The organism is Paenibacillus silagei (assembly GCF_017874735.1).
GTDB classification, from domain to species: Bacteria; Bacillota; Bacilli; order Paenibacillales; family Paenibacillaceae; genus Paenibacillus_AQ; species Paenibacillus_AQ silagei.
On sequence record NZ_JAGGLV010000006.1, the window covers coordinates 219,570 to 239,243 of the forward strand.

Sequence of the window (19,674 nt, forward strand, 5' to 3'; positions counted from 1 at the left end):
CTATTGCCCGGCAACGTACCTCTCCACTTCAAGAGAAGCCAGCAGCAGCGGCGCAATACCCATAGGTACATCAGATACAACTTCTTCGGAAATGTAGTAATCGTAGGAGCCGTTGCGGTCCTTGCTGAGCCCTGCCCCGTGACAGATCTGGTGCAGATGAACGCCTTGTTCATCTTCGGTCACCAGATGCTTAAGGATTCCCTCGTAGCCGCTTAACATCGCTGCCTTGAAGGAAGGCTCCAGATAGCGCAGCCGCAGGGCTTTGGCCATCGCATAGACGAACATGCAAGAGCCTGTCGCTTCGAGGTAGTTGCCCTTGCGTCCCGCCTGATCCAGCACCTGATACCAGAGGCTGCTCTCCTTATCCTGCACCTCAACCAGCGCACCGCACATCCGCTGAAAAATCCCCATCACAGTTCCCCGCTGCGGATGGGTCAGCGGGAAATGCTCCAGGCAGTCCACGGCGGCCATCGCGTACCAGCCCATCGCCCGGCTCCAGAAATGGGCCGACAATCCGGTGGAGGAATCCGCCCACTCCTGCTCCCGGGATTCATCCCAGCCGTGATAGAACAGGCCGGTACGGGGATCACGGGTTCGGCGCTCAATCAGCAGCAGCTGACGGGCAGCTTCATCGATCAGCTCCGGGCGCCCGAAGACTGCCCCGTATTCGGCCAGGAACGGCGAAGCCATGTATAATCCGTCCAGCCACATCTGGAAGGGATATATTTTCTTATGCCAGAAGCCGCCTTCAGAGGTCCGGGGCTGTCCGATGAGCTGCGCTGCCAGCAGATGAGCGGCTTCCGCGTAGCGCTGCTCACCCGTCTGACGGTACAGCCAGAACAGATTCTTGCCCTGATTGATCTGATCCAGGTTATATTCCTCCAGCGAATAGGAGCGGATGCTTCCGTCCTCCCCGATGAAGCTGTCCATATGCCGCTGCATGAACGAGAGGTACTCAGGCTCGTTATGCTGCATCCCGGCCCGGGCCACTGACATCAGCAGCATGCCGGGGACATACGCCCAGCGCTCCATTACATACTCGTGCTTCCCTTGTTCATTGCATTGTCCGATGAAGGTATCCGCGATTCTGCGGGATAAGCCTGTGCTTACTGCTTCTGATATAGACATCTCTATTCCTCCTGTCGTTTGCGCTACCTGTTACCCTACTCCTGCGGACCGGCAAGCTGCTTAAGCAGCCACGCATACGCCGGTTCCCCATGAATCTCATGACCCCCTGTGAAAAAATCCGCAGCAAGCTGCCCGCCATGACCTTCTGCCGCATAAATAAGCTCCAGCCGGTCCAAGGCTTGCCTCGCGGCGGCGGGACCAAACAGATGGTCCGCGTCCCCCGCCTCCAGGAACAGCCCGCGCGGAGCAATCAGTCCCAGCAGATCCGGCATCTCCGCTTCCAGCAGAATGCCCGGAATGTAATTGTCCAGACAATGATTCCGCGTGAGAATGCTGTCTTGGAACGTATTGGCGTAGCCGCTGACCACCGCACTGCTGATCCGTTCATCCAGTGCAGCCGTGAAGCTTGCCACCAGCCCGCCGCCGGAGATGCCCATAATGCCGATCCGCTCACCGTCCACCTCATCCCGCTGCTGCAGATAATCCAGCGCCCGCATCGTCTCATAGATGCGGCAGCCTGCCATCGTCTGCCCTGTCATCAGCAGCGCCGCGGACAGGCGGAAGCAGGAATTACGTCCGGGCTCGCCGCTGGCAAGATCCTCAGCCAGACGCCTGTCTCCGAATCCGAGCACCTCCGGAGCCGCAACGACGAAGCCCTGCTTCACCAGAGAGATGGCAAAATCCTTATGCAGTCCCGGGTCCCCCGTCCGCTCCGACCCGTCCGGGTTCAAGCCGGTAATCTCGCGGCTGCCATAGCCATGCCCGTGAATAGCCAGCACAGCCGGGCAGGGAGAGCCTGCCGGCTCTTCCGGGATCAGGAGATACAGGGCCATTCTAAGTCCTTCATAGGTGGTGATCTCTATACGTTCACGGATATATCCGCTGCAGACTGTACGCTCCAGCTGTACCGGTTCAAGTGCCGCTCTCTGAGCAGGGAATCCGCCCAGCCGCTCTATGAACCTCGCGGTAAGGGATGCCCTCCATTGTCCGAATGGAAGGTCTGCGCTGAAGGCAGAGCTGCGCGGTGCAGACGCCGTCAGTTGATTGATATATTGTTCAAGTGATTCCATCAGGGAAATCCTCCAATCCTGAATGCCTGGGTCCGGGTGTACCACGGTCCAAGTGATTAATAGCCCTCGGGATGCCAGCCGTCCAGCACAGACAGGATCCGGTACTGTGCGGCTTCCTGCGCAGTTAACTGGCGAGACCACGCCACCCGGCCTTCGGGGCAAGCGCCCGGACCGCTGCTGCCGTACTCTTCATAGCGGCTGGACTGCTCCCGGTCCGGCTGCCCCCAGTTATGCCAGCCTTCTCCGGTCACCGATCCGTCCATCACCGTGCGGATGAAGGCGACATGCGCGTAAGGGCGCCAAGGGCGTCCGAGATAGCACTCACTTACCCCTTCGCCGCCGGTAATCCGGCAATCCAGGAACACATAACCGAAGGCGGCTCCCTCCGGCGTTGAAGCCGCTGTGATATACCCTCTGGAGCGCTTGTTATGGAGATGGCAGCGGTCAAACAACGCGGTGGCCGGGCCAAAAATATAATCCACATCCCCCTCAATGTAGCAATCATCATAATATTGCCGCCCCGGCCCGGTATATAGGGTATCCTGATCCCCTAGCAGACGCACACGCCGGAACACAGCCTGCCCGGCATCCACGAACGCCGCGACCGCCTGTCCTGTTCCCGGGCCGGAAGTGTTGCGGATGGTCAGATTCTCGGCAGTGAAGCCTTCTGCGAACACGTTCAGCGTCCCGGTGCGGAAGGTACGCAGCGGTTCACCGTCCGCGCCGAGCGTATGGGCATTATCATTCCACGAGATAATCGTGGAATGCTGATCCTCTCCCAGCAGCAGGATGGGCGGGGCTTCGCGGACAACCGTAACCTTTTCCTCATAGATCCCGGGCTTAATCCGTATGGTTACGGCTTGCATCTCCCCCGGCGGAATGGAATCCAGCGCCTCCTGCAGACTGCTGAATCCTTCTCCGGCATTCTTCGAGACTATCATTAACATTGAACGGCTCCTTTCACAGCAACCTGAATGTATTCTATAATAACCGTAACAGCTTCCAGGAGAAGAGGAGATGTATGAACAGCGTATCTGGCCCTAATCCCAAATATTATCTTGAAGACGGACGCTTCAGCATCCAGCATATGAAGCGCAAAGGCATCACTGCCATGCCGCGCCCCCACAGCCATCAATGGACTGAGCTGTATTATCTGACGGACGGGGAGCGTGTATATTTCGTGGACGACCGGGTGGTTACGGTTCACAAAGGCGAGCTCATTCTGATTCCCGGCCGCGAGCTCCATTCCACGGCCAGCTCTGAGAAGGCCGAGTTCGAGCGGATCCTGATCAACTATGACCCGCTGCTGCTGCCCCCGGTGCTGAGGGACGAGCAGCAGTGGTTCCAGAGCCGCCGCTACCGCTTGTTCAGGCTGACTCTGCGCGAGCAGAATGAAGCGGAGTCCCTGCTGAACCGCATGCTGGAGGAATCCCGCCTCCGTCGGCCCTTGTACGAAGCCTGTGTCACTGCGCTATTGACCGAGCTGATGATTCTGCTCCAGCGTTCGGAGAGCACGGCCCAGTCCGGCGGGACCCTCCATCCGCTGCACCATCTGGTAACCGATGTCGCCACCTATATCCGTGCCCATTACCGGGAAGCGCTTACGCTGGAAGAGACCGCCAAGGACTTTTTCATCAGTCCGTCCTATTTGAGCCGGGTATTTCATCGCCTGACCGGCTTTCATTTCCGGGAATATATTGTCCATATCCGGGTCCGCGAGGCCCAGCGCCTGCTGGCCGGTACCCCCGCCAGAATCCAGGAGATTGCAGGCGCAGTCGGCTTCGAGCATCTGTCCCATTTCAATAAAACTTTCAAGAAATCAACCGGCCTGACCCCGCTCCAGTACCGAAAGGAAGCGGGGGCACTGCCTGCACCGGAGTCTGGAGGGTAGTATCCGTTCCGCCCCGTACCTCTGCTTAATGCTCTGTGATGGCCAGCTCTCCTGAACGGACAAGCTCAACATCACTGCACTTATGCATCTGTACCTGCGGCTCCTCCTGCGTCTGCAGCCTGATCCGGTCCAGCTTCAGACCTGCGGCATGGCGCAGGATGATGCCCCGCCTGCTTATGGCGCTGAAATTCTCCACCGTAAGCGCAGCAAGCGGCATTTCCGGCAGCCCGTTCACCAGCAGGGCGGTTGCCGCCCCGTGGCAGGCCATATTCCGTAGCGTGATGTTACGGAACTGCGGAGTCTCCTCCGTGACTGGAACCTCCTGCTCATCATAGCCCTCAGACCCCTCAACCCCGGCATAGAACAGGTGGAAGGAGACCGCTTCATGGACGATGCCTGACATCTGTATATTTTCCACCCGGATATCCTCTACTACGCCGCCTCTTCCCCGGGTACTCTTGAAGCGCAGCCCGATGTCCGTACCCATGAACACGCAGTCGTTCACCCGGACCGCATGTACACCGCCCGACATTTCACTGCCGATCACTACCCCGCCATGCCCGTGATAGACCGTACAATAGCGGATCGTAATGTACCGGCAAGCTCTTCCTGCCCGGCGGCCCTCCTCATCCTTGCCCGATTTCAGGCAGATGGCATCGTCGCCTACATCGAACCCGCAGTGCTCGACCAGCGCATGTGTACAGGACTCCAGATCCAGCCCGTCCCCGTTCTGGGAGTACCACGGATTGCGCACTTGAATATGTCTGATCGTAACCTGCTCACAGCCCATGGGGTGCAGACACCAGGCAGGAGAATTCTGAAAGGTCGGCCCCTCCAGCAGCACTCTACGGCAATTCCGCAGGCTCAGCAGCGCTGGACGCAGATACGCACGGGCAGGGAGGTAGGCTTCCATTGCTGTCTCGCCTTTTTTCTTCAGGCTCAGATAACAGGCTTCTCCCGCAAGCGCTTCCTTGGAAGGCCACCAGATCTCACCCTGTTCATCCAAGGCCCCCCCGGAGGCAAGCAGGCTATTCCACTCCAGTTCCGTCCGCTTGAAGCGCTTCACCGGACGCCAGGCCTCACCGCTGCCATCGAAGATGCCTTCACCGGTAATGGCTACATCGCTCAGATCCTCTCCGTCCAGCGGAGCCTGGCACCGCCCGCCGGCAGTCCCTTCGTAATGGGAGAACAGCAGGGGATACCGCGAATAGTCGGGTTCAAAGCATACCAGTGCCCCCCGCTCGGCACACAGATTAATTCGGCTGTGCAGCGTCAGCGGCCCGGTACGCCAGATTCCCGGCGGGATGATCACCGTTCCTCCTCCCGCAGCTGCGCAGGCATCCAGCGTATCCTGTATAGCAGATGTACAGAGCAGCCCTTCAGCTTCTGCCCCATAGTCTGTAATACGGAAGGTCCGCTGCGGAATCTCCGGCAGCTCCGGGATTGGATAAACTTCGGAATCATGTATATTAGTCATCGTATTCCTCCATCTCTGTCTAATCAAGATCTATTCAAGCTCTTCATAGCTGAACCAGCCGTAATCCGCAACATTGCTGCTCTGCGCTCCGCCCGCACTGGCGTACATTCCGATATAGGCCCCTGTAAAACCTCCGGCCCAATCCGTGCTCAGCACCCGGCCGTCAGCCTGTTCATGCAGTGCGGTCCAGGTGTCTGATCCTGAAGCTCTATAATAAAAGCTGTAATCCTGCCCCCTGGCTTCTACCTTAAGCTGTACGGTATCCAGCGGATAAGGCGCAGAGGCCAGCAATTGCTCAGCTCCTCTGCTGCGCACAGTCAGCTTCAGCAGCTGCCTGCCATCCTCCGCCACCCGTTCATAGCGGAAGTGGTTATCCGCATTCTGGATGAGGGCCAGTCCGGCGCTCTCGCCTGCGGCCTCCGGCTGGAAGCGCATCTCCGCTGCGGCTCTGAAGCTGAGATGCTGCTGCCGTCTTCCGATATAAGCCGGATTGCCGGTCTCTGCCAGCACCTCCGGCTTCAGCCGCAGCCGCAGATGTCCCGGATGCTCGCTGAGGCTCCAGAATTCACCGCGCGGCGTGCGCAGGAAGTTCCAGGCGGGGCTAAGCTCCCCGTCAGCAAAATCATCACGCACCGGCAACAGCGGCCACTGCGTCACCGGCAGATCCGGCGCTGGCCCCTCAAGCTCCAGTACGCCCTTACCGGGATTCACTACCGGCCATTCGTCCTCCCATTTGACCGGTGCCAGAAAGGTCTCCCGGCCCAGGTTGCGGTAATATCCCCCGCAGGTCCGGGAGGCCAGGCAGAGCATCCACCACTGCCCATGCTGCGTCTCGACAAGTTCCCCGTGACCCGTATTCACTATGGGGTACTCCCTGCCGAGATGGCGGTGGGTCAGGATCGGGTTGGCCCGGTGCCCCTCATAAGGCCCCGTCACGTTCCGGCTTCTGGCAACCGTTACCGCATGGGTATGGCCGGTGCCGCCCTCAGCGATCAGCAGATAATACCATCCTCCTATGGAATACAGATGCGGCCCTTCCTGGGCATGCGCAGTCTTCAGCGCACCTTGCCAGAGACTGTGCTTCGGGCCGGTAAGCCTGCCCTGCGCCAGATCAATCTCCTGCAGCCAGATGTCCATATGCTTCGGATAATCCTGGCCCCCGGGAGGCACCCGGTTACCAGTGTAGTAGACCTTGCCGTCCTTATCGAAGAACAGGGAGGGATCAATGCCGGGCGCATCCTCCAGCCAGACCGGATCTGACCAGTCTCCCGCCGGATCAGCTGTGGTTACATAGAAATTATGCGGCTGTTTGTGATTATCAACAAATGTCGTGATCATATAAAAGAGACCCTGATGGTACCGGAGAGTCGGTGCCCAAATCCCCCTCGACGGGAGAATTCCGTCCAGATTGAGCTGGGACGGACGGTCCAGCACATGGCCCAGCTGGCGCCAGTGGACAAGGTCTCTGCTGTGAAAGACCGGAACCCCGGGGTAGAATTCAAAGCTTGAAGTAACCAGATAATAGTCCTCTCCTACACGGATGGCCGAAGGATCAGGGTAGAAGCCCGGCAGCACCGGATTACGGAATGTTCTCAAATTCGGAAGTCCTCCTTCACACGGGCAATAGGTACGAATACTCAATCAACGATAGGTAAGCATAACCCATTATAGTTCGGATAAGTTTAATTTTCTTGCGCTTTCTATGTTCTTTTTCTTGTTTTTTATACTTTCTTGTCCTGCAAACAGAAACAGCGACAGCAGAGGACGGATAACGTCTCTGGCTGTCGCTGTATTATGGAAGCAGAATTCACTCTGGCAACGGCTGCTGGAATGACTGAATCAGACTGAATCAGATTGCATTAATCAAGTGTTTTAGCATACTCTCTCAGCTGTTCAGGCTCACTTGTGTGATAGACCATTTGTTCATGATCAAAAATTACAATTACGGGCCGTTTCGCTTCCAGGCCCAGTACCTCCAGCCACTTCAGCTTCTTCTCCTCTGTATGCACAGTCACATGCGGGATATGCTCCACGAGCGCAGGCTCGGAATTAAGTACCTCATTTACTTCGTCATCCCAATCCCGTGAATTGGAGAACATATGCATGTGAAGTACGTTCTCTTCCTTGGACACTAGCTGATCAATGACATCTGCTTTCGTAGGGCCGCAACCTGCTACAAACAACAAGAATACTGAGACCAGTAAGAATAATCTAAATCTGTGCTTAAGCATACAATTCCCCTCCCTATTCCATCTACATACCCATATATTACTACAATGATTCGGCCCTACTTCCTCACATAGAGCGAATAGGTCTCTGGAGCGGCAAAATGTAGTTTCTGCGCTAACCGGATAGAGGCAATATTGTGAAGGTCACAGTCCCATCTTGGCGTGATCTGACGTTCTAAGCACTCTAGGATAAAAGCTTCGGCAACACATTGAGCCACGCCCTTTCCCCTAAACAAAGGATTCGTCACTATATCAATTTCAGCGTACTGTTCGGACGAGAATATAGAGACACATTCCCCAGCAATTACATCGTGTTCTGTAACAAAGAAACCGAAGCCCTTGTCCGCAAAACGCTCCACCGATCCCCAGTATTTCCGGATGTACGCTGCATCGAACTCTCTATTCACCTCAAGCGATTCCTTGTTCGTCCTGTTCAGCCGGAAGCCATCCGGTATACCCGCTCTTTGCGATTGCATGAAACGGTGCTCATTGAATGTAAAAGAATACCTCGGCATCCGCTGCAGCTTCGCCCCTAAAAGCTCATTGATTCTGCGATCCCATCGTTCAGAGGATGAAAATAACGTAAATCTCTGATTAAGCATCTCTCGACGCTTGAATTCGTGCATAAGCATGGGTGCAAAATCATCATTTGTCTCATCCCCCACCACTGCATAAATACCTGAAGAAGTACCGATCAGCGCCGAAGACTTATCGATGATGATGTCCCCGTCAATGTAACGATCTAATACCGAATACGCAAATGTGGGATATCGCTTACCTTGGCTGGCATCCATAATATTTCTGGCGGCGATGACAGAAGCATCCTCTTTCATTACCATTCAATCCTTTCTACAGTGAAAAAACATTTAGTATATATCAAATTAGATAATTAACTAATTACATAGTAATGCAATATACTGAATTATACAATTGTTATTAATTACACACGGTGCAGCTTACGGTACCGGGATGGCGTTAATCCCAGCTTCGCCGTGAACACCCGGCTCAGGTAGAAGCCGTTCTCGTAACCGCACTGCTGGGCGATCAGTTCAATGGGCAACCTTGAATCCTCCAAGAGCTGGCAGGCGCGTCTGAGCCGGAGTCCAGTTACAAAGTCTGAAGGGGCCGTCCCGAAGGCCGCACGGAATCGCCGCGTTAATTGTACCGGAGTAATATCAAGGGTAGCGGCCAGCTCCTGCAGGGTCATAGGTGTACAGGCATGCTCCAGCAGCCATTGCTTAGCCTGTTGCATCAGCGGGCCCGGGCTTGTCTCTCCAGAGCGCAGCTCCTCGGATGCACTGCTGCGCTCGATTTCAAGCAGCCTCCACAGATCCTCCAGCATATGCTTCATCCGGCTATAGCCCGGCTCCTCCTGAATCCCTCTTCCGATACTCCGCATATAGCGGTAGGTAGACATCAGGCGCTCCACATCCCTGACAGTCCATCTGCCTCCAAGCGTTGCGGCGTCCTCCGGTCCCCCCTCTTCCTCCCATTCGAATTGTATGAAATGAAAGGTCAACGGACTAAGCGTTCTCCGGTAAAAGGTTGTCCCCGGCGGACATACAATGATGTCCCCGGACCCTCCTTCCCCTTCGTGGTCTCCGAAGCGGTAAGCGAATTGTCCCTGCTCCACCGCAAATAAGGTCCACACAGGGTAGGTGTCGTGCTCCAGCAGGAACTGTTTTTTCTGCTCCCAATAGATGTGGGCTGCCGGACGAACCGACCAATTCATGCGCATGTTCTGACTCCCCTCAGATGCATTATTCAATGAAATAAAGTGTATAAATCAAGAAATTATATGCATTTCATTTGATTATTGATTATTCTATCATGAAACTACGGATATATTAACACACACCAAAGGAGAGGTTCAACAATGCGTAGTGAAACGGTCAACACGGATGTAACTGTGGTAGGCGGCGGACTGGCAGGGGTATGCGCGGCGATTGCGGCAGCCCGTCTGGGCCAGCGTGTGGCGCTGATTAATAACCGTCCGGTGCTCGGCGGTAACTCCAGCAGTGAGGTGCGGGTATGGGTATGCGGTGCAACCTCGCACGGTATCCACCGGTATGCCCGTGAAACGGGGATTATGGGCGAGCTGTTTGTGGAGAACCAGTACCGCAACAAAGACGGCAATCCGTATCTCTGGGATATGGTTGTGCTTGAAGCGGTTAAGGCCGAGCCGAACATTCAGCTGTTTCTGAACACGGATGTTCATGAGGTCGATGCTTCCAAGGATGCCAGCGGCCAGCGGAGCATCCGGTCCGTGACCGGGTGGATGATGGGGTCGGAGCGGAGAATTACTTTTGAAAGCGCGGTCTTTCTGGACTGTACGGGGGATGGCCTGGTAGGCTTTCTGGCAGGGGCAGAGTACCGGCTGGGCCGTGAAGCACGCGAAGAATATAATGAGGAATGGGCGCCGCTGGTCGCAGATGATATTACGCTCGGAAGCACACTGCTTTTCTATACCAAGGACGCAGGCCATCCGGTCAAATATATCGCTCCAGCCATGGCAAAGGATATTACACAAACCTCTATTGCCGAGCGCCGCATCATCCGCAGCGGCGACAACGGCTGCGCCTACTGGTGGATCGAATTCGGCGGCGAGCAGGACACTGTTCATGACAATGAGGCCATCCGCGACGAGCTGTGGTCTGTGATCTACGGGATCTGGGACTATATTAAGAACTCTGGCAAATTCGACGCGGACAACATGACGCTGGAATGGGTCGGCTCGACTCCGGGCAAGCGGGAGTACCGCCGGTTCATTGGCGATTATGTCCTGAATCAGAATGATATCCTGGCCCAGCGCGAATTCCCGGACCGCGTTGCGTTCGGCGGCTGGTCCATTGACCTGCATCCGCCGCAGGGAGTGTACGCTACAGAGTCAGGCTCGAAGCATATGTATTCGGACGGCAGCTATCACATCCCGTTCCGTTCGCTGTATTCGGTGAACGTCAGCAATCTGCTGATGGCCGGCCGCGACATCAGCGCCTCGCATGTCGCGTTCGGCACGACCCGCGTCATGGCTACCTGCGCGGTCATCGGCGAAGCCGCCGGTATCGGCGCGGCACTCTGCGCCGCCAAGGGAATATCGCCGCGCGAACTGCATGCGGCCCACCTGAACGAGCTGCAGCAGACGATGCTGCGCCAGGATGCTTCCGTCCTCGGGCTACGCAACGAGGATGATGCCGATCTGGCGCTGAAGGCTGCGCTCAGCGCTTCCAGTGAGCGGAGCCGGTTCGGTGTGGAGCAATCCGCATTCAGCGTCCCGCTCACAGCGAACATCGGCATCACCGTTGCGGCCGATCCGGGGCTGGACGGAATTGAGCTGCTGATCGATGCGGCCGAAGCCGCAGAGCTGACCGTCGAGCTATGGGAGACCGGACGGCCGGAGAATTATGTTCCCCATACGCTGGTTCAATCTGCATCAACTCCCGTTCAGGCTGGACCCGTGCAGTGGGTGAAGCTTCCGCTGCAATGGAAGCCGGAGTCACCGCGCAACGCGTTCCTGATCTTGAAGGCCAATCCTGCACTGTCGCTGCATATGGCGGATGAGCCCGCTTCAGGAATGCTCGCCTACGGGCATAGTGACACCCCCGCAGCCTCGCGGGATTTCGGCGAGAATCCGCCTGCACAGCCCGTAGTGCAGTGGGACAAAAAGAAATTCGACCACAAAGCCCCGTGTCTCCGCCTGTCCGGGATAACGAGTGCCTTCGCTGCGGATAAAGTTATCGACGGCTACCTCCGCCCGTACGGCGGTCCGCATATGTGGTCCTCTGACCGGATGGCCTCCGATCAGCCGGAATGGCTGGAGCTGGCCTGGAACGAGCCGGTAACTCTGCGCGAGGTTCACGTTACCTTCAACGACGATGTCAACGAGGACTTGATCAACCTGCATCATCATATTACGCCTTACGAAATCCTGCCAACACTCGTTAAGGAGTATCGTATTGAAGCTTACCTGGACGGCAAATGGACCTCAGTTGCCGGGGAACGTTACAACCACAAGCGCAAGCGGGTACACACGCTGAACGAAGCTGTGAGAGCCGATCGCCTTCGCGTGGTGGTGCTTGAGACCAACGGCAGTGAGTATGCGGAGATTATTGAGGTGCGGGTGTACGAGTAACCAGCTTCGGGGAACAAGTGAAAAAAAGCCTAATCCTTTGGCGTAAATGCTCAAGGATTAGGCTTTTTGCCGTTTAGTTTAACGCTTCATATAAAGCAATAAGAGCCAAAGACTGTCCGTAGGCCATAGGTCTGAGAGCAATGTTCTTGTAATGCTCCTTATCCATTCCCATACCGGTTCCGGCCGACACATTCAGCACGGTTCCGTCTCCGCTTACATTTTGACATACTGCCTGAATGGCATTGTCTGCCGCAGTCTGATAGGAGGCATCCAGAATACCGGACTTGATGCCTTTGATCATCCCTGCGGCAATTGCGGCCGACCCGGATACCTCTTCATAGCTGGATGGGTCCTGCAGGACGGTATGCCACAGACCGGAGGCTGCCTGGAGGGATACCAGGGCATTGACCTGAGCCGTATACGTATCAATCAGAAACCGCCGGAGCCCCGGGCTAATCGAACCCTGGCAGGCTTCCAGGTAATCAACGATGCCATACGTGAACCAGGAATTACCGCGGCACCAGAAGATGCTGCCGAAATTATCATTGCGTTCGAAGCTCCAGCCGTGGAAGAACAGGCCGGTATGCTTGTCGAACAAATATTTGATATGCAGCAGAATCTGGTGTTCAGCCTCATGCGCCCACTCCGGCCGGTTAAACTTGCGCCCCGCCTGATTCAGAAACAGAACCGCCATAAAAAGCGTATCAATCCATAACTGTCCATTGTGCAGGTGAATTCCATCCCGGTTGCCGATGGCAGTGACCGTATGCTGAAAGCCGCCTTCTTTCGTTTTGGGCAGCTCATGGATGAGCCAATCCGCATGCTCCCGGCATAGCTCCTCCAGTTCGCTGGAAGGCTCAAGCTGATCCAGAAGCAGCACCAGAGGCAGATAAGGAGCGGTTGTATTAATGTTTTTGGAAGGCAGGCCTGCCTCCAGGTTACGGGAAACCCAATTCCGGAAAAATTCCATATAGCGCGTATCGCCATAATACTTTTGCAGCTTGTACAGACCATAAAGACCTACGCCCTGAGGCCAATCCCATTCTTCAATGCCGAAATCCCGTTGCACAATCCCTACTCTGGTATCGGCCTGAACCACAGTTTTATCCTTTTCATAGTCGCTGCCGCCCAGGTTCATAAGCCTGTCTACGACCAGCCCGATCTTCTCAAGCAATAGTTCATTTGTCATCGATTATCAGCTCCTTATTATTCCTTAGGTCCGCTTAAATGGTCCGCAGATGCCACTGATCATTAATTTCTTTAATTAACGCCAGATCGCATTTGGGTGTCCGGTCATAGGCAACCAGGCCGTTAATCTCCTGTTCCACATCCGTTAACTGTGTATAACAATATCCATAAATAATCTTGGACGCGTATACCGCCTTCATGATTCTTCCGTATTCCTGAACAAGATCCTCTGCAGATTGTGCACTGGTATATCCCCAGCCGTCGTCAGCGCCAGCCTTGTAGCTTATACCACCGAATTCAGTCAACAAGATCGGCTCGCCCCGATGCTCATAACCGTCTGCATATACACTGCGGGCCGATGGCTTAGAAGCAAGCATCGTATCTTTTGTAGAAAGAATCCGCTTGAACTCTTCATACTTATCGGGCTCATCTGCTCTGCCGTGCTGATAATTGTGTACCGCACAGATGTCAGTCATCGTCATTTCCCATCCGTCATTCGATATCACTAACCGGGTATTATCCAATGAATGAATCAGACTATACATGGCTACGCTGTGATACTGCTGCTGCTTATCCGATTTCACCAGCGGAATCCCCCAGCTCTCGTTAAGCGGGACCCAGGCCACAATCGAGGGATGATTGAAGTCACGGTCAATAATCTCAATCCATTCTTTGGTTAACCGGGCTACAGCATCATTATTGTAAGAGGCGTTCGCCGCACATTCTCCCCATACCAGGAACCCAATCCGGTCAGCCCAGTATAAAAACCGCGGGTCCTCGACCTTCTGATGCTTACGGCAGCCGTTGAATCCTAATTCTTTGGCTAATTCAATATCCTTCTTCAGATGCTCATCCGTTGGCGCTGTAAGCAATCCTTCCTGCCAATACCCCTGGTCCAGTACAAGCTTCTGGTAATACGGTTTGTTATTCAGGTAGACCATACCATTCTCTGTATGAACCTTCCGCATGCCGAAATACGACTCTATCGAATCGACCTCAACCCCGTGATCGTACAGCTTCATTTCCACATCGAACAAATTAGGAGCTTCCGGGCTCCATGTCCAGCCGGCGCGGTGAAAGTTTGTGCGGAATATTTTTAAGCCAAACAGATCTACCATTCTGCGTGTTATAGGCTGTAACAATCGTATCCGGTCCTGAATCACAAGTGCTCCGCCAAAGGAAATACGAAGCTCCAAATCTAATTCTTCTGATCCATGTCCCTCCGATTTAACCTCTATCCCAACACTCCCTTGGTCCAAATCCGGCGTAAACTTCACCTGCTGAATATGCACAGGGTTGACCGCCTCCAGCCACACAGTCTGCCAAATCCCGCTCGTGCGCGTATACCAGATGCTTTCGGGCTGCTCTAACCAGAACTGTTTGCCCCGGGGTATGGTCTCGTCTGTTGATGGGTCCTCCACGTGAACCGTTATCTGTTCCTCCTGTCCGGTTAAGGCATGGGTAATATCAAACGAAAATGAAGTGTGTCCGCCCTCATGCATCCCGATATATTGACCATTCACATACACCCAAGCTCTATAATCTACCGCTCCAAAATGTAATATCACCCGCTTCTGATACCAGTCCGGATCGAGTGTGAAATTGCGTTTATACCAGACATAGTCATGAAACGTGGTATCGTGTATTCCGCTGGCAGGGGTCTGAAAAGCAAAAGGAACCTGAATGGTCTGACTGAAATTCTCACCTGGATCAAACCATCGCTGTGCAGCTCCCTCATTCCTGTCATCAAATTCAAATTGCCAGGTTCCATTTAAATTAAGCCATGCGTCTCTGACGAACTGCGGACGCGGATATTCCATCCTGTGTGTCATTTAGCTTCAGCTCCCATCTTAGTAGTCTACAACAATAAAAGTTAACTTTTTGTAGTTTAGATAGTAAATCTTCCTCGCGGGCAAGCAAATACTACCATGATGAAAGCGTTCTTTCAAGCTTATATCAGCGGTATCTGTGATTTTCAACTTTGTGGTATACAAAATAAAATCACCGCTTTAACAGAGTTATTATTGTTAACTAAAAAGTTAACAATATGTTATACTATTCAACAATCGGCGGAAGCCACAGATATGACAAGGAGGTATAATTATGTTCTTAGAACTCGACGATCATGGTATTTCTGTTTTGAAGGCATTGGCATCTGATACAAGAGCTTCGATGCTTAGACTATTGTTACATACACCGCTTACTGTCAGTGAGCTGGCCGCAAAACTTAACTTAAGCAAAGCGATCGTCTCACGCCATATCCGGTTACTGGAGGACGCCAAGCTCATCAAGCTCCAGGACAACCTGGAGGCTACCGATAGCCGAAAGAAGAATTTCATTGTTGCGGTAGATCATGTTGCCCTCAACTTACCGCAAAAGCTCCATCTTCCTTTTAAAGTCATTACGAATGAAATCAAGCTGGGATACTATTCTAATTTCTCAGTCACCCCTACCTGCGGATTAGCCAGCCAGGCGAAAATTATCGGCAAGTTAGATGATCAACGGACCTTCGTCTCCAATGACCGGATCGAAGCATCCTTACTTTGGTTTGCCGAAGGCTTCGTTGAATATATGATTCCGAATGATTTCAACCATAATTTCACGGCAGAATTATTAGAGTTATCCTTAGAGCTCTCTTCAGAGTTTCCTGGCTCCAACAATAATTGGCCCAGTGATATCGCTTTTTATATCAACGATGTTTTTTTAGGCACCTGGACGGCTCCGGGGAATTTCTCAGATGTGCGCGGGAAATTAACACCAAACTGGTGGGATAACGAACTAAGCCAGTATGGCCTTTTGAAACATTTAAGAGTCACCAAGAAAGATACGGGAATAGACGGTCAAAAAATATCATCGGTTACACTCGCCCAATTAAAAATTGAAGATTCCCCCTTCATCAAGCTAAGGATTGGTATTGACGGGAATTCTAAGAACAAAGGCGGACTTACCATCTTCGGGGAGCACTTTGGAAACTATCCGCAGAATATTCTGCTTAAACTATTTTACACAGAAGCGGAATAAGGGATATTTAGGCTGGGGTTCGAATCTCCAAGGGGTTTACGCAAAAAGGCTCTCCATAAACGATGCAGGATCGTTTATGGAGAGCTTTTTTATGGATCATATTCTGCTACAATTTAAGGACAAACCTAACTGGAGGTGCCAGCCGTGCAATGGGAAGAGGTTCGTAGGATTTATCCCAATCAATACGTCAAGCTGCAAATCCTTGCAGCACATACCGAAGGCCACACCAAGTAGGTTGATGAAGTCGCACTGATTCGTGCTATTCCTATGTTTATTACTATAATTAGTCAACCATAATTTATTCATTATCAGTAATGAATTCACCTTTTAACTATTAGGCTTTGAACAAGTATGCTAGTGAAGATGTCCAGATTGATCGTACTATTTTTTCTGGAGTATCAGTTTCATCTTTGCTAGAAAAACTAAGTGTCAGTTTTAGTTTCATCTCGTTATTTCGGTTAACATCAACACTTATAATTTCGTTCATTGAATTGTCCGATCTCACATTTATATGATTACCGTAGCTCAGACAAATCGAATTTGAATCATACATTAATCCACCAATCCAAATTTTAACTCCCGCTATTTGATTCCCGTATAAGTACAGAAGGAATAACTTTTTCTGGGTATCAATTTGCTCATTGCTAAACTCAAATCCAGAGTATTCCGTGCTCATTTGAGCAAAAAGCTGTTCAAATAAACTACAAATCTCAATATAACTTTGGCCAATAAATTTCTTTTTATCGAGATCGCTAACCTTATGAGCACTAGGTAAATCCAAATCATGAAAAACATTTTTGTTAGTCGAAACTTCTCGCACCTGAGTATTATTGGGCAGCACTTCACCAAAATGAGGAATATTGCCTAATGGCGCTTTTTCAAATCTTCCTTTCTTATATATACGGCGGATTAGTTCATCTAATTTAACGTTATATTCTGAATCCTGACTAAAGTTAATGGCATAGTAATCACGTAAATGATACGGAAAAACGGATGTATAGTCCCCTTCACGCATAACAAATATAAACTTATCAGGTTCTGTTCTTAAAGCAGGTAACGACAACATGGTTTCAAATCCAACTCCGCCTTGAAAATCATCTGCTCTCTGAGCGTACGAACTTGTGAGTACGACAATGACATAATCATTATCCCTTATTGCATTAATCATCATCTTATTTAAATTTACCGTTTTATCTTGAACTTCAAATTGATCGCACGTGGCATCCACACCGCCCTGTGATCGCAAATCATTTACAAGGCTTCTAATCCATTGTTCATGAGCAGGACCGTCCCAACTGTAACTAATGAAGGCGGTGTACCTTTTGTCCAATTTTCTCGCCCCTTTAAATTTCATAACATATTGCGATTATAGAACGTAAGTTCCTAATCAACAAGCTAGTTTCAATTATAAATCAACTTCTTGAGTGACGCATTAGGAAATAATCAAGTATTGTTGAGCTTCTAATGGTCATACTTAAGAAATACAACTCCCTTATGTTATAATGAGCAAAAAGGAAGGTGATCTCATGTCCATTTCCAAGGAACAATTGGAGCAGAGCTTTCAGGGCAAATCTTATGTTGAACTTAAAGATCTGGTGCAATTGATCGAGGAAAATTTCGGATTTAATGTTACGCTTCAGAGGAAAGATGAACCTGAATTTACTGATGAACAGAAGAAAAGAATGACATCCGTCATATTCAAAGATGAGGATGTTCTGTCTCAACTTCGACAAGCTCAGAGAGACCGTGAGAACGGAATTTCCACATACAGTAACAGTGAAGATGAATTTGCACAATTACTGAAAGAGATCCAGAATGAACAATGACCGCTACAATGTTCTGTGGACCACATATGCGCGTGTAGCTCTTGCCCGTATGGGGAGGTTCAAAGTGAATCCAACAAACGTTTTTAAGCGTTCTATAGACATTTTGACTGATGAACCTAATTACAAAGCTGATGGAGTTTCTGACTTCCCTGGTTTTGAGTTTAACGGATACTTCTGGGTACTAATCGGTAATGTGATCATTATATATAGAGTTGATGAGGATCTTCGTGAAGTGTATGTGGATGCTTGTTATTTTGCTAATACTGGAATGTCTCATTATGTATTTTGGGGAATTGATCCAGATGGAGAATAGCCTAACCCATGGAAGCATGGATTAGGCTATTTTTTGTCCTATAGTATTTCTATTTCAACAAGCCACTCACGGATCTTCGGCTCACTAATTTTCCCTAAAGCATATCTGACCGCATTCTTCACTTCTGTTAGTGTCAATCCATAATCCTCGAGTTCGCCTCTATGTACTTTAAGATAATAAAACAGCGCTTTAGCTTCTTGGTGAGACAGCGATAGATATTTTAATTTTGAGACATACTCGACCACGTCAATATCTACTGTCATATAAGGTTCGGCTATTTCGCCTATTGTTTCTTGAACAGTTGAAGCAAAATACTCCTCCCTAGCCTGCTGCTCATACCTGAGTTCATTGGCTTCTCTGCTTAACATTGCCTCGGCTTTTAATGCCTCAATCTGAACTAGTACTTGATTGGAAAATTCGAGCCTGTTCATCTCCTCTTGATCCTTATCGCTGAGCTGAATTTCATCCCGAATAATCAACGCTTGCGAGATATTCATCTGATAGCCTTTAGTTAGTGTAAATCCTCTAAATGGTGACTTCATTTGATCTAGGATCAGTCTATATACAGAGAATGTAATTTCATCTCCGATGGAGTGAACATAGTACAGACTTCTAACATCTAGATTCATTGTGCCATGTGCTCTGTATCCAAACAAACGAGGAATATTCTGGCCTGGAAATACCTCACTTAGTTCCTTCAATAATTTATCCCATTTGTAATCCTCTTCTGTCTTTATGGCCAAACCATACTCTGCTTCCCATAGGTGAAGAACTCTATGCTCGTAATCATCCGCTAACTCCCTGTCTTCCACAAACCAGATCGATTCAAGACCTTTTTCCTTAAAGTACTTATTCCGTTTATTAATTATTTTTACTATCTTTTCGTCGCCAATCTCATGGACATTTGTAATCACAGAAACGGCAAATTCACGACCATTTTTATTTAGATAAATGTCAGGGTAATGCTTCCATTTCTCTTCAGCTTTTTCTTTGTAGCCGTATTCAACTTTCAAATCTGATCTTATTAGTTCCTGACCTTTAAGCTCGTTATAGATAATCTCCTTAATAACGGAATGCTTTTTACTCTCTCGCTTCGTTTGATTATGATATGTATCGTATGCCTCTGCTCCCTGACATGACTTACCCTTGAGATGTGCAAAGTGTATTTCATTAATTTCTCCAGCGCGTAACCGTAGCTCCTCAAAGCAAAAAGGGCAGATCATTGCCTTCTTCTCAGCGGCTTTCCGATATTTATCAATCATTCTCTCTTTTTCTGCATTACTATACCTGCTGATCTCTACTGTAATATTAAGTGTTTCCCCCTCGTACAAAGCGACATCCATCCTAGCACCTCCAAACAATTTGATATTATTAGCTTCCACATTATTCTAATTAATTCCTGC

At 51.0% G+C, this 19,674-nt stretch carries 17 protein-coding genes; 5 read left to right on the plus strand and 12 right to left on the minus strand.

Annotated features, from left to right (window positions below):
* From J2Z70_RS11605 to J2Z70_RS11615, 3 genes are read right to left on the minus strand one after another with little or no spacing between them, the layout of a single operon-like run.
* The gene (locus J2Z70_RS11605; RefSeq protein WP_209872872.1) at nt 1-1,128 is read right to left on the minus strand and encodes a glycoside hydrolase family 88/105 protein; all 1,128 of its coding nucleotides are present in this window, start codon (nt 1,126-1,128) and stop codon (nt 1-3) included.
* Nucleotides 1,129-1,163: 35 nt separating this feature from the next.
* Complete coding sequence (locus J2Z70_RS11610) at nt 1,164-2,198, minus strand: dienelactone hydrolase family protein (protein ID WP_209872875.1); 1,035 nt, start codon at nt 2,196-2,198, stop codon at nt 1,164-1,166.
* A gap of 56 nt (nt 2,199-2,254) precedes the next feature.
* Nucleotides 2,255-3,145, minus strand: a complete 891-nt coding sequence (locus tag J2Z70_RS11615; RefSeq protein WP_245368157.1) for a pectinesterase family protein — start codon at nt 3,143-3,145, stop codon at nt 2,255-2,257.
* A 74-nt stretch (nt 3,146-3,219) separates the two neighbouring features.
* Between J2Z70_RS11615 and J2Z70_RS11620 the strand changes: the two genes are divergently transcribed.
* Nucleotides 3,220-4,089: a helix-turn-helix domain-containing protein gene (locus J2Z70_RS11620; protein WP_209872878.1), complete on the plus strand. Its 870-nt coding sequence runs from the start codon at nt 3,220-3,222 to the stop codon at nt 4,087-4,089.
* Nucleotides 4,090-4,114: 25 nt separating this feature from the next.
* On the opposite strand, the gene J2Z70_RS11625 is transcribed toward J2Z70_RS11620, so the two are convergent.
* The 5 genes from J2Z70_RS11625 to J2Z70_RS11645 all read right to left on the minus strand — a co-directional run bounded on the left by J2Z70_RS11625 (nt 4,115) and on the right by J2Z70_RS11645 (nt 9,532).
* On the minus strand, nt 4,115-5,566 hold the full coding sequence (locus J2Z70_RS11625; protein ID WP_209872880.1) for a glycoside hydrolase family 28 protein: 1,452 nt from the start codon (nt 5,564-5,566) through the stop codon (nt 4,115-4,117).
* 30 nt (nt 5,567-5,596) lie between these two features.
* Nucleotides 5,597-7,162 (minus strand): glycoside hydrolase family 43 protein, encoded by a 1,566-nt coding sequence (locus tag J2Z70_RS11630; RefSeq protein WP_209872883.1) that lies wholly within the window; start codon nt 7,160-7,162, stop codon nt 5,597-5,599.
* Between the two features lie 263 nt (nt 7,163-7,425).
* Nucleotides 7,426-7,797 carry a hypothetical protein gene (locus tag J2Z70_RS11635; protein WP_036721357.1) on the minus strand — a complete coding sequence of 124 codons (372 nt, stop codon included), beginning with the start codon at nt 7,795-7,797 and terminating at the stop codon, nt 7,426-7,428.
* 56 nt (nt 7,798-7,853) lie between these two features.
* Complete coding sequence (locus J2Z70_RS11640) at nt 7,854-8,627, minus strand: GNAT family N-acetyltransferase (RefSeq protein ID WP_209872886.1); 774 nt, start codon at nt 8,625-8,627, stop codon at nt 7,854-7,856.
* A 107-nt stretch (nt 8,628-8,734) separates the two neighbouring features.
* Nucleotides 8,735-9,532: an AraC family transcriptional regulator gene (locus tag J2Z70_RS11645; protein WP_051477728.1), complete on the minus strand. Its 798-nt coding sequence runs from the start codon at nt 9,530-9,532 to the stop codon at nt 8,735-8,737.
* A gap of 138 nt (nt 9,533-9,670) precedes the next feature.
* On the opposite strand from J2Z70_RS11645, the gene J2Z70_RS11650 reads away from it, so the two are divergent.
* Nucleotides 9,671-11,923 (plus strand): FAD-dependent oxidoreductase, encoded by a 2,253-nt coding sequence (locus J2Z70_RS11650; RefSeq protein WP_209872889.1) that lies wholly within the window; start codon nt 9,671-9,673, stop codon nt 11,921-11,923.
* Between the two features lie 73 nt (nt 11,924-11,996).
* Here J2Z70_RS11650 and J2Z70_RS11655 read toward each other — a convergent pair whose 3' ends face one another.
* Nucleotides 11,997-13,112, minus strand: a complete 1,116-nt coding sequence (locus J2Z70_RS11655) for a glycoside hydrolase family 88/105 protein (protein ID WP_209872892.1) — start codon at nt 13,110-13,112, stop codon at nt 11,997-11,999.
* A gap of 34 nt (nt 13,113-13,146) precedes the next feature.
* Nucleotides 13,147-14,943: a glycoside hydrolase family 2 protein gene (locus J2Z70_RS11660; protein WP_209872895.1), complete on the minus strand. Its 1,797-nt coding sequence runs from the start codon at nt 14,941-14,943 to the stop codon at nt 13,147-13,149.
* A gap of 271 nt (nt 14,944-15,214) precedes the next feature.
* On the opposite strand from J2Z70_RS11660, the gene J2Z70_RS11665 reads away from it, so the two are divergent.
* A complete protein-coding gene (locus J2Z70_RS11665; RefSeq protein ID WP_209872897.1) occupies nt 15,215-16,132 on the plus strand; it encodes an ArsR/SmtB family transcription factor in 918 nt (305 codons plus the stop codon).
* A 334-nt stretch (nt 16,133-16,466) separates the two neighbouring features.
* Here J2Z70_RS11665 and J2Z70_RS11670 read toward each other — a convergent pair whose 3' ends face one another.
* Complete coding sequence (locus J2Z70_RS11670) at nt 16,467-17,486, minus strand: toll/interleukin-1 receptor domain-containing protein (RefSeq protein WP_209872900.1); 1,020 nt, start codon at nt 17,484-17,486, stop codon at nt 16,467-16,469.
* 148 nt (nt 17,487-17,634) lie between these two features.
* On the opposite strand from J2Z70_RS11670, the gene J2Z70_RS11675 reads away from it, so the two are divergent.
* Nucleotides 17,635-17,958, plus strand: a complete 324-nt coding sequence (locus tag J2Z70_RS11675) for a hypothetical protein (RefSeq protein WP_209872902.1) — start codon at nt 17,635-17,637, stop codon at nt 17,956-17,958.
* Complete coding sequence (locus J2Z70_RS11680; RefSeq protein WP_209872904.1) at nt 17,948-18,271, plus strand: hypothetical protein; 324 nt, start codon at nt 17,948-17,950, stop codon at nt 18,269-18,271. The genes J2Z70_RS11675 and J2Z70_RS11680 overlap by 11 nt, the downstream gene beginning before the upstream one ends.
* A gap of 38 nt (nt 18,272-18,309) precedes the next feature.
* Here J2Z70_RS11680 and J2Z70_RS11685 read toward each other — a convergent pair whose 3' ends face one another.
* On the minus strand, nt 18,310-19,653 hold the full coding sequence (locus J2Z70_RS11685; protein ID WP_209872908.1) for a competence protein CoiA family protein: 1,344 nt from the start codon (nt 19,651-19,653) through the stop codon (nt 18,310-18,312).
* Nucleotides 19,654-19,674 lie beyond the last annotated feature (21 nt).

Coding starts and splice junctions, on each gene's coding strand:
- J2Z70_RS11670 (WP_209872900.1), bottom strand. CDS start 17,486: ATGAAATTTAAAGGGGCGAGAAAATTGGACAAAAGGTACACCGCCTTC.
- J2Z70_RS11625 (WP_209872880.1), bottom strand. CDS start 5,566: ATGACTAATATACATGATTCCGAAGTTTATCCAATCCCGGAGCTGCCG.
- J2Z70_RS11605 (WP_209872872.1), bottom strand. CDS start 1,128: ATGTCTATATCAGAAGCAGTAAGCACAGGCTTATCCCGCAGAATCGCG.
- J2Z70_RS11660 (WP_209872895.1), bottom strand. CDS start 14,943: ATGACACACAGGATGGAATATCCGCGTCCGCAGTTCGTCAGAGACGCA.
- J2Z70_RS11620 (WP_209872878.1), top strand. CDS start 3,220: ATGAACAGCGTATCTGGCCCTAATCCCAAATATTATCTTGAAGACGGA.
- J2Z70_RS11645 (WP_051477728.1), bottom strand. CDS start 9,532: ATGCGCATGAATTGGTCGGTTCGTCCGGCAGCCCACATCTATTGGGAG.
- J2Z70_RS11675 (WP_209872902.1), top strand. CDS start 17,635: ATGAGCAAAAAGGAAGGTGATCTCATGTCCATTTCCAAGGAACAATTG.
- J2Z70_RS11615 (WP_245368157.1), bottom strand. CDS start 3,145: ATGTTAATGATAGTCTCGAAGAATGCCGGAGAAGGATTCAGCAGTCTG.
- J2Z70_RS11640 (WP_209872886.1), bottom strand. CDS start 8,627: ATGAAAGAGGATGCTTCTGTCATCGCCGCCAGAAATATTATGGATGCC.
- J2Z70_RS11610 (WP_209872875.1), bottom strand. CDS start 2,198: ATGGAATCACTTGAACAATATATCAATCAACTGACGGCGTCTGCACCG.
- J2Z70_RS11655 (WP_209872892.1), bottom strand. CDS start 13,112: ATGACAAATGAACTATTGCTTGAGAAGATCGGGCTGGTCGTAGACAGG.
- J2Z70_RS11635 (WP_036721357.1), bottom strand. CDS start 7,797: ATGCTTAAGCACAGATTTAGATTATTCTTACTGGTCTCAGTATTCTTG.
- J2Z70_RS11650 (WP_209872889.1), top strand. CDS start 9,671: ATGCGTAGTGAAACGGTCAACACGGATGTAACTGTGGTAGGCGGCGGA.
- J2Z70_RS11680 (WP_209872904.1), top strand. CDS start 17,948: ATGAACAATGACCGCTACAATGTTCTGTGGACCACATATGCGCGTGTA.
- J2Z70_RS11665 (WP_209872897.1), top strand. CDS start 15,215: ATGTTCTTAGAACTCGACGATCATGGTATTTCTGTTTTGAAGGCATTG.